This is a genomic window from Neisseria sp., assembly GCF_030527965.1.
Lineage (GTDB): Bacteria > Pseudomonadota > Gammaproteobacteria > Burkholderiales > Neisseriaceae > Neisseria.
Genome location: NZ_JAUMZU010000031.1, coordinates 1 through 8,755, shown reverse-complemented (window position 1 = coordinate 8,755; position 8,755 = coordinate 1). Strand labels below are relative to the sequence as shown.

Here is an 8,755-nt window from a genome sequence, read left to right as displayed (position 1 = left end):
CAGCGAAGAACCGAACTATACCCGCCAAACTCATACATCGTCAATACCCCAACCCGAACAAATCACCACAAAATAATCAATCCCTTTGTTTAACAACATCATTTTTTTCTACAACACCGCAACCCTATTTAAACAACATCACCACACCAGCCGCTCAAATCAAAAACAAACAAATACCCTAAAATGCCTACCTGAAAATTTTCAGGCAGGCCTTATATCAAGGAAATTCAAAGAAGTATATTTTACATCAATCAAATTTATCTAAAGTCTCGGCTTAATCTAAAAGATTCCGAGTAAAATACCCAATGTTTTTACTTGAAATATAGATCCGAAAGCAATCCAAATGAATTTCAATAATCGTTTCATACCAACAACCCGCATGCGCCGTATGAGGAAAGATGACTTCTCTCGCCGTTTAATGCAAGAGCATTTATTAAGCCCGAACGATTTAATTTATCCTGTTTTTATTCTGGAAGGGCATAATAAAGAACAAGATATCGCTTCCATGCCCGGAATAAAACGCCAAACCTTGGATAAACTGCTCTATACGGCCGAAGAAATGGTGGAATTAGGCATTCCGATGATAGCTTTATTTCCTGTTATTACCCAAAACAAAACTGAAAATGCAGAAGAAGCTTATAATCCAGACGGTTTAATTCCAAAGGCTATTAAGGCACTACATGATCGTTTTCCCAAACTTGGCATCATGACAGATGTTGCATTAGATCCTTACACCATTCATGGTCAAGACGGACTAATTGACAGAAATGGTTATGTGTTAAATGACGAAACCATTGAAGTGCTCATCCGCCAAGCATTATGTCATGCCTCGGCTGGAGCACAGGTAGTCGCCCCTTCCGACATGATGGACGGGCGCATCGGAGCCATTCGCGAAGCACTGGAGGCCAACGGTCATATACATACTCGAATTATGGCTTATTCCGCCAAATATGCCTCTGCTTTCTACGGACCTTTCCGAGATGCTGTAGGCAGCTCGGGAAATCTTGGCAATGCGGATAAGAAAACTTATCAAATGGATCCTGCCAATAGTAATGAAGCACTGCATGAAGTGGCTTTAGACATTCAGGAAGGCGCCGACATGGTTATGGTCAAACCAGGCTTACCTTATTTGGATATTATTCGACGTATTAAAGATGAATTTGGCATGCCAACTTATGCCTACCAAGTATCAGGAGAATACGCGATGTTACAAGCTGCTATTCAAAACGGATGGCTGGAGGGTGACAAGGTTATTCTAGAAAGTCTTTTGGCTTTTAAACGCGCAGGCGCCAACGGTATTTTGACTTACTATGCAATAACTGCTGCAAAATTACTTAAACAACAAAAATAATGCAAAAAAGCTTCACTATCATAAAAATAGTGAAGCTTTCTTTTCAAAACAAAGTTTATTTTACCGTTTTATTGAGCTATCTGTTTAATCTCATTAGATTGCTTCGATTTATCTTCAACTGGCTTTTCAACTTGTACGGCAGATTTGATTTCTGCATTATTTTGATCAACAGCAGCGTTAGGCATAACAACACCATCTTCTTTTCCCGCAGCAATTGCCGCTGCCGGTTTCGCCGCAACAGGAACAACCGAGCTATCCGACGGCTGAGCTTGTTTTTTGGCCTCTACAGTCACACCACCCTCGGATGCATTACCTCCTGGCAACATCTGCCATGTAATAACCGCTGCAGCCAATACACTTGCCGCAATAGAAAACCAGCGGAAAGAATGATTATTTACCGCATGATGCGTTAAAGTAGATTTCTGTTTCACCTGCTCAGAACGAACAGCTACTTGTCGCTCTTGAGTGATTTCACTCAGTTTAGCCAAGAAGCTTGCTTGAGAAGTAAATTCTATATCCTTACCCACCGCTTGCCGGCTATGTTGCAAATAATCTCGGATAAGATGATATTGATACCACCTCTCCTGAACATCGCCACTTTTCAGCACACGGTCGAATTCTTCATCAGATAATTCGCCGTCCATCGCGGCAGATACCATTTCAAAATCTTTTTCTTCAGCCATTTCATCACCATCTTTGGTTTTCGGATGTATCCAATAAAGGTCTTAGGTCGCTCGCTATTACTTCTCTCGCCCTAAAAATACGAGATCGGACGGTACCTATCGGGCAACCCATAATCTGAGCAATCTCTTCGTAAGATAAACCTTCCAGTTCACGCAACGTAATCGCACGACGCAAATCATCAGGCAATTTAGATACTGCGACTTCAACCGTCTGCAATATCTCCCTGTTCATCAACTCAGCTTCAGGAGTATGCTCATGAGCCATTTGCTCAACTAAATCGAGAACATCGCCTTCATCGTTCGCAACATCAGCGCTAATCATGCTAAGCCTACCGTTGGTCGCCAGATAATTTTTTGCAGTGTTAATACCTATACGATACAACCATGTATAAAAAGCACTTTCACCGCGAAAATTTGGCAATGCACAATACGCTTTAATCAGAGCCTCTTGCGCCACGTCGTTTACCATATGTTCGTCTTTAACAAAGCGAGACAATAATCGAATAAAGCGACGTTGGTATTTGGATACCAACAGCTCAAAAGCTTTTTGCTCACCTTGCTGAGCGCGCTCAACCAGCGCTTGATCGACGTCACGATCCTTCATACTTACCCTTAAATAACTTAGGTAAAGCAAAAGTAGAACGTTTCGTTTTAATGCTATGACACGCTACTTTCACTTTGGTTCCAAAACAAAGCAACAAAATTTTTCAAAACATGGAAAAATGCCGTTCACACAGGCATAACTTGGACTAATCCACAGGTTTGGCACTGCAATGCAACGGTTTTCTTGATCGGTGATGACAGGCCAATACGGTCTGACGAAGGGAGGAATCTTGCATTCTTGCAATAGTTTTCGTACTTTTTTATGCCCAACGGTCAATTCGATTACATCATCGGTATCAACCTGCCTTACCCTACCTACATGCTCTAAAATATCTTCACGAAGACCGTACAAATGTCTACACAGCTTAAAGTTTGCCGCAATCAGCACTTTCTTTAAAGCTGACTCATTTATTTCAGACGGGCATAGACCACTCAACCAAGTACAATCATCCAACCAATTATGCCGAACGCCAAACAACCGGTTTTGATAAGCATATACCATACCCTCTGGCAGGCGCCATTCTGCCGATTTACTCCCAAGCTCATACAAAATACGGCAGAAATCATTTAAAGATGCTCGAGTAGGCGTACCCAAATTTTCTTGCCTGGTCAACCGTAATAGCTGCAAGCGCTGCCGCCCCGGGCTCAAAGCGCGCCAAATATGGCTATCGAAAAACCCGGCGTGATGGATATTATGCCAATCATCGGCAGCCACTTCCTCCAAAACCGCCAACTCCTGCTGTAAAAGGTCGACGCTGGAGATGATATGCTTATCAAATTCGGGTACTCGCTGCCGAAAATCCGGCAGACCACGCTGCCTCAGCCAATTTCGCAATAACGACTCATCAGTATTACTTGGATCATCAATATAAGAGAGGCCATGCTGATAGGCGTAAACTACCAAATCTTGACGTGAAAACTGCAATAAAGGCCGCCAGATTCTCACGCTTTCCGTCAATACACGCTGTTCCGGCATCGCTGCCAGACTTCTTAACCCTCCGCCGCGCAAAGCAGCCAGCATAAACGTTTCCACCTGATCATCTTGGTGGTGGGCCAAAGCAACATTTGCCGAATTGCTATGTGCAAACACGTCGTAACGCGCCTTCCTTGCTCCAGCTTCAATACCAGCCTTTTTAATATTCGGCTTAACATATTCAACCCGCAACACAATTTGCCATGTTTTGCAAATATTGGCACAAAATTCGGGCCAGCCGTCAGCCAAAGTTTGCAGGCCGTGATGTACATGTACGGCGTTTAATTTAAAAGGCTTTTTTTCCCGCAAACGACAAAGCAGATGCAGCAACACCACCGAATCCAAGCCACCGCTCAAACCGACTTCCACAGCCTCATCTTGCCCGATACATCGTTCGAACGAAGCGGAAACTGCCGATAATAAGCGCGTATCTAAATCAGGCATGACAGGCTTCTCTTTCAGACAGGCTTTTTCATATAGCCATTCTACTGTAATAAAAATGAAAAAAGGCAAGCCTCAGCCCACCTTATCCTTATACTTGAGTATAAATTTATTTATTTTTCAAGATACTTACCATACGCCATAATTCTGTCGAAACGGCGTGTTAACAAATCCGCCAACGGCATCGTTTGAGCGGCACGCAATTGCTCTGAAAGAATTTTCTTCAAGTGCTTCATAATCTCGTCGTAATTTCTGTGTGCACCGCCTAAAGGCTCTTCCACTATGCGGTCAATCAAATTCAACTTGAGCAAACGGTCGGCAGTAATGCCTAAAGCCTGCGCCGCGTCGGCTGCTTTTTCTGCGGTTTTCCACAAAATAGAAGCACAACCTTCCGGCGAAATGACCGAATATGTCGAATATTGCAACATATTTACATAATCGCCGACCGCAATGGCCAATGCGCCGCCCGAACCGCCTTCTCCGATGATCGTGCAAATAACCGGTACGCGCAACTTGGTCAATTCATACAAATTTTTACCAATGGCCTCGGATTGGTTGCGCTCTTCCGCACCGATACCCGGATAAGCACCCGGCGTATCAACAAATGTTAATACCGGTAGGCGAAATTTTTCTGCCAAGTGCATCAAACGCAATGCCTTTCGGTAGCCTTCCGGACGAGGCATGCCGAAATTACGACGGATTTTCTCTTTGGTGTCGCGGCCTTTTTGATGGCCGATAACCACTACGCTCTGCCCTTCAAAGCGCGCCAAGCCGCCCACAATAGCGTCATCATCAGCGAAATGCCGGTCGCCGTGAAGCTCTTGAAAATCAGTGCAGAGTGCTTTCACATAATCTAAAGTATACGGGCGTTGGGGATGGCGCGAAACTTGCGAAACCTGAGCAGGCGTGAGTTTGCTGTAAATAGACTTAATCAAATCACTGCTTTTCTTTTGCAAGCGATCGATTTCCTCGCTGATGTCTACTGCGGATCCATCTTGCACAAAACGCAACTCTTCGATTTTATTATTTAATTCAGCAATGGATCGTTCGAAGTCAAGGAAAACAGGTTTCATAAATTTAGTGCCTCTTTCTTCATCACTTTTTCCTACCCAAACGCAAGTTCAGGCAAAATACGGTTAGCATAAGATATCAATTTACGCGATAAACGACAGTTGAGCAAGTAAAAATTGTAGAATGATCGAACCTTTCCTCAGCATCGAGAAAAAACAAATATGTTAAACTGATACCTGTCTGAAAACCCACTAAATATCGGATAATTATGGCTGAAACTCAAGACAAACACGCCATGCGGCTAGATAAGTGGCTATGGGCCGCGCGCTTTTTCAAAACCCGTGCGCTGGCTCAAAAGCATATAGAACTGGGGCGCGTGTTGGTTAACAATGTTAAAGTCAAAAATAGTAAAAATATCAGTACGGGCGATAAAATCCACCTCACGCTCAACGCCCTGCCCTATTTGATTACAGTTAAAGCGCTTAACCACCAACGCCGCCCTGCGCCCGAAGCACGTTTGCTATATGAAGAAGATGCTGCGGTGACACAACAACGCGAAGCTCAGAAACAGCTTGATCAAGCCAGCCGCATTACCGCAGCCTACCCTGACGGTCGCCCGACCAAACGCGACCGACGGCAATTGGATAAAATAAAAAGAGAGTGGTAATCGCAAAAGAAACAAAACACTTGTCATTTATTACGATTTCATGTACATTTTACTCATGTTGAGTGAACGACAACAGCTTTCATTCGCATATTTGAATACTGCCCATATTACAGTGTTTAATTTTCCCATTTTTTGTAATCCTTTCATAATGTAATTCCTCCGCCGTTTTCAAGACGGCGGCTTTTTTTTATCTGCCGTTTATCTATTTTCAGGCAGGCATCTGACCTTTTATCTGAAAACTATCCTGCCAAGAATAAAAAAACTATAATAAGCGCCCGATTGAATCACTCGAAAAAGGTTAACCCATGCGTTGGGAAGGACGTGAACAAAGCACAAACATCGAAGACCGCCGCAGTCAAGGCTCCGGCGGCGGCGGTAAGAAAGGCCCCGGCATTATCGGCATTATCGTTTTGCTGGTCGGCGCTTATTACGGTGTAGACCTCTCCGGCATCGTCGGCGGTGTGGGCAATGGCACCACGGTGCAAAGCAGCCAGACTTCCCAGCTCGACAGCAAACTTGAAAGCCAGCTCAGAGCACTTTCGGGTGTGGTTCTGGCAGACACGGAGAAAGTTTGGTCGGCTTATTTCAAAAAGCACAATGCCAAATATGAACCTACCATCATGACGCTCTATACGGGCGGCACTCAAACCGGTTGCGGTTACGGCCAAGCCGCCGTCGGCCCGTTTTACTGCCCGAACGACAAAAGAGTTTACCTCGATTTGTCTTTTTATGAAGAAATGCGGAACAAACTTGGTGCCGAAGGCGATACCGCTTTTGCGTATGTCATCGCACACGAAGTCGGCCATCACGTCCAAAATCTGACCGGCATTCTGCCGCAAGTCCATCAAGCGCAGCAGGGGCTGAGCAAAGCAAAAGCCAACGAACTTTCAGTCAAACTGGAATTGCAGGCCGACTGTTATGCCGGCATCTGGGGCAACTATGCCGCCGCCCAAGGTTTATTTGAGCAAAACGATTTGGAAGAAGCATTCAACGCCGCCGAAGCGGTAGGCGACGACCGCCTGCAAAAACAAAGCCAAGGCTATATCGTACCCGACAGCTTTACCCACGGCACCTCTGCTCAGCGCCTTTCATGGTTCAAACGCGGCCTACAAAGCGGTGATCCGGCTCAATGCGATACCTTTGCTGCAAACAATTAAACATCAAACAAAAATGCCTGTCTAAAAATGTTCAGACAGGCATTTTTACTGCGGTATCGCTTTTACTTCTCGTCAAGAACAGCCGGCGCAAAACGCAAAATGGTATCTCTCAACGGCATCAGTTTGCCATGAAAAAAATGAGAAGTCTGCGGCAGCACAACCACCGGAATATCCTGCGGCCCTGCCCAGTCCAAAGCCTTTTGCAACGCAATAACCTCATCTTCCGCCCCGTGAATAATCAACGTTTTCTTGGCATCGGGTGCGGAAGCCGGCTCACGGTTCTCATAATGATTAACCGCAGGCCCCATTAAAAGCAACAAATCAGGATGGCGACGGTGCGCCGCCGATACCGCCACATAACCGCCAAATGAAAAGCCACTAATTATCAACTCACCTGCTTCAGGATGATTGGCACGCGCAAAATCAGCTACGGCCACGCAATCTTCCGTTTCGCCTTTGCCGTAATCGTGCTCACCCTCGCTAGCGCCCACGCCCCGCAAGTTCGGCAGATAGCAATGGAAGCCCAACATAGACAAAGCCTTAGCAGCCGTCTGAACAACTTTATTGGTATTCGTACCACCTTGTAACGGATTCGGATGATTGACAACCGCCACCCCGCGCGCCGCACCTTGCGCCGCCAGATAAATTGTTTCCAATTTGCCCGCAGGCCCGTCAATCCACACTTTGTCGTATTGCAATGCCATAAAACCATCCTTAAATTTCAGCGCACATCCATGCCTACCCGAATGTTCAGACAGACATCAACTACAAATAAAAAGTTTTGCCGTTATTCTGATTATTGGCTTTCAAATCTGCCAACATACGGCGGAAATCCAATCCATAAGCATTGCTTAATTTCTCCGCTCGTTTTTTCAATTGCTCCAAACGCACTTCCCGCGGTGCATCTTGAAAGGCCATAACCGCCACATTGCCATGACTTTCTGCCGGAACCTCCAACACACGCCCTTCAAACACCGACAACAAACCCTCCACAAAACGGCCATAACGCTTATCGCCACTCCACCAGTTCGTCACAAAAATACCGTTTTTACTTAACGCACGGCGACAATCGCAAAAAAACGCCTCGCTCACCAAAGCATCGATAATCTGCTCGCCGTCAAATCCGTCAACCAAGATCACATCCGTGCCGCCCAACAGCGTTTTCACATATTCCGCCCCGTCGGCTTCGACAATTTCAAACTGTTCGCCCTCAAACGGCAGCTCAAACAAACCGCGCGCCACCTGAATGACCTGCGGATTAATCTCAACGACCGTCTGCTTGGTTTGCGGCAAAAACGCATCAATCCAACGCACAAACGAACCGCCGCCCAAACCGATTTGCGTAATGTGCCTGGGCGCATCGGCAAACAAAAGCCAAGCCATCATGGCACGGCTGTAAGACAACACCAGCTCGGCCGGGTTATCCAAATTCATCGAACTTTGAACCGTCTCACTGCCCAAATGCATCGAGCGGATATTACCTGTTTCGGAAATACCCACTTCCGGCAGATTGAAATTCGAAGGATGAAACCTTCGGTAAGGATGACGAGCCATAATTTAACGATTCTGAAAAACGTTTATTTTATAACAAGCATGCCGACACGACGATAAAATTCTCCATCCGGAAAACACCACTGCTTTCGCTATATCTTTTATTTATTAAAAAACAAAATGATGGAAAAAATATAATAAAAATTGCCCGCACACCCTTGTCAAAAACAAGAGAATCGGTATAATTCCGACTTCTTGAATGCCGGTGTAGCTCAGTTGGTAGAGCACCTGACTTGTAATCAGGGGGTCGCGAGTTCGAATCCTGCCGCCGGCACCACTATTTATAGATATTTCAATTAGTTGAGATACAAAAGGGAC

Annotated in this window: 10 protein-coding genes and 1 tRNA gene; 5 read left to right on the top strand and 6 right to left on the bottom strand. The window is 45.4% G+C overall.

What is annotated here, in order from left to right; all coding sequences use genetic code 11:
• Window positions 1-182: hypothetical protein (locus tag Q4A84_RS10915; RefSeq protein WP_303088965.1), on the top strand; the 182-nt coding region annotated here is incomplete at its 5' end.
• Window positions 183-343: 161 nt separating this feature from the next.
• Window positions 344-1,351, top strand: a complete 1,008-nt coding sequence (gene hemB, locus Q4A84_RS10910; RefSeq protein WP_303088964.1) for a porphobilinogen synthase — start codon at window positions 344-346, stop codon at window positions 1,349-1,351.
• A gap of 68 nt (window positions 1,352-1,419) precedes the next feature.
• On the opposite strand, the gene Q4A84_RS10905 is transcribed toward hemB, so the two are convergent.
• From Q4A84_RS10905 to Q4A84_RS10890, 4 genes are all read right to left on the bottom strand, one after another.
• Window positions 1,420-2,034: a sigma-E factor negative regulatory protein gene (locus Q4A84_RS10905; RefSeq protein WP_303088963.1), complete on the bottom strand. Its 615-nt coding sequence runs from the start codon at window positions 2,032-2,034 to the stop codon at window positions 1,420-1,422.
• 4 nt (window positions 2,035-2,038) lie between these two features.
• On the bottom strand, window positions 2,039-2,638 hold the full coding sequence (rpoE, locus tag Q4A84_RS10900; RefSeq protein WP_303088962.1) for an RNA polymerase sigma factor RpoE: 600 nt from the start codon (window positions 2,636-2,638) through the stop codon (window positions 2,039-2,041).
• A 69-nt stretch (window positions 2,639-2,707) separates the two neighbouring features.
• Window positions 2,708-4,054: a tRNA lysidine(34) synthetase TilS gene (tilS, locus tag Q4A84_RS10895; protein ID WP_303088961.1), complete on the bottom strand. Its 1,347-nt coding sequence runs from the start codon at window positions 4,052-4,054 to the stop codon at window positions 2,708-2,710.
• Between the two features lie 110 nt (window positions 4,055-4,164).
• On the bottom strand, window positions 4,165-5,124 hold the full coding sequence (locus Q4A84_RS10890) for an acetyl-CoA carboxylase carboxyltransferase subunit alpha (RefSeq protein WP_303088960.1): 960 nt from the start codon (window positions 5,122-5,124) through the stop codon (window positions 4,165-4,167).
• 206 nt (window positions 5,125-5,330) lie between these two features.
• On the opposite strand from Q4A84_RS10890, the gene Q4A84_RS10885 reads away from it, so the two are divergent.
• Window positions 5,331-5,729, top strand: a complete 399-nt coding sequence (locus Q4A84_RS10885; protein ID WP_303088959.1) for an RNA-binding S4 domain-containing protein — start codon at window positions 5,331-5,333, stop codon at window positions 5,727-5,729.
• Window positions 5,730-6,034: 305 nt separating this feature from the next.
• Window positions 6,035-6,886, top strand: a complete 852-nt coding sequence (locus tag Q4A84_RS10880; protein WP_303088958.1) for a neutral zinc metallopeptidase — start codon at window positions 6,035-6,037, stop codon at window positions 6,884-6,886.
• Between the two features lie 62 nt (window positions 6,887-6,948).
• Here Q4A84_RS10880 and Q4A84_RS10875 read toward each other — a convergent pair whose 3' ends face one another.
• Entirely contained in the window at window positions 6,949-7,590 is a 642-nt protein-coding gene (locus Q4A84_RS10875) for an alpha/beta hydrolase (protein WP_303088957.1), read from the bottom strand.
• 61 nt (window positions 7,591-7,651) lie between these two features.
• Window positions 7,652-8,440 (bottom strand): polyamine aminopropyltransferase, encoded by a 789-nt coding sequence (locus Q4A84_RS10870; RefSeq protein ID WP_303088956.1) that lies wholly within the window; start codon window positions 8,438-8,440, stop codon window positions 7,652-7,654.
• A gap of 198 nt (window positions 8,441-8,638) precedes the next feature.
• Here Q4A84_RS10870 and Q4A84_RS10865 point away from each other — a divergent pair.
• Window positions 8,639-8,714, top strand: a tRNA-Thr gene (locus Q4A84_RS10865).
• The last annotated feature ends 41 nt before the right edge of the window (window positions 8,715-8,755 follow it).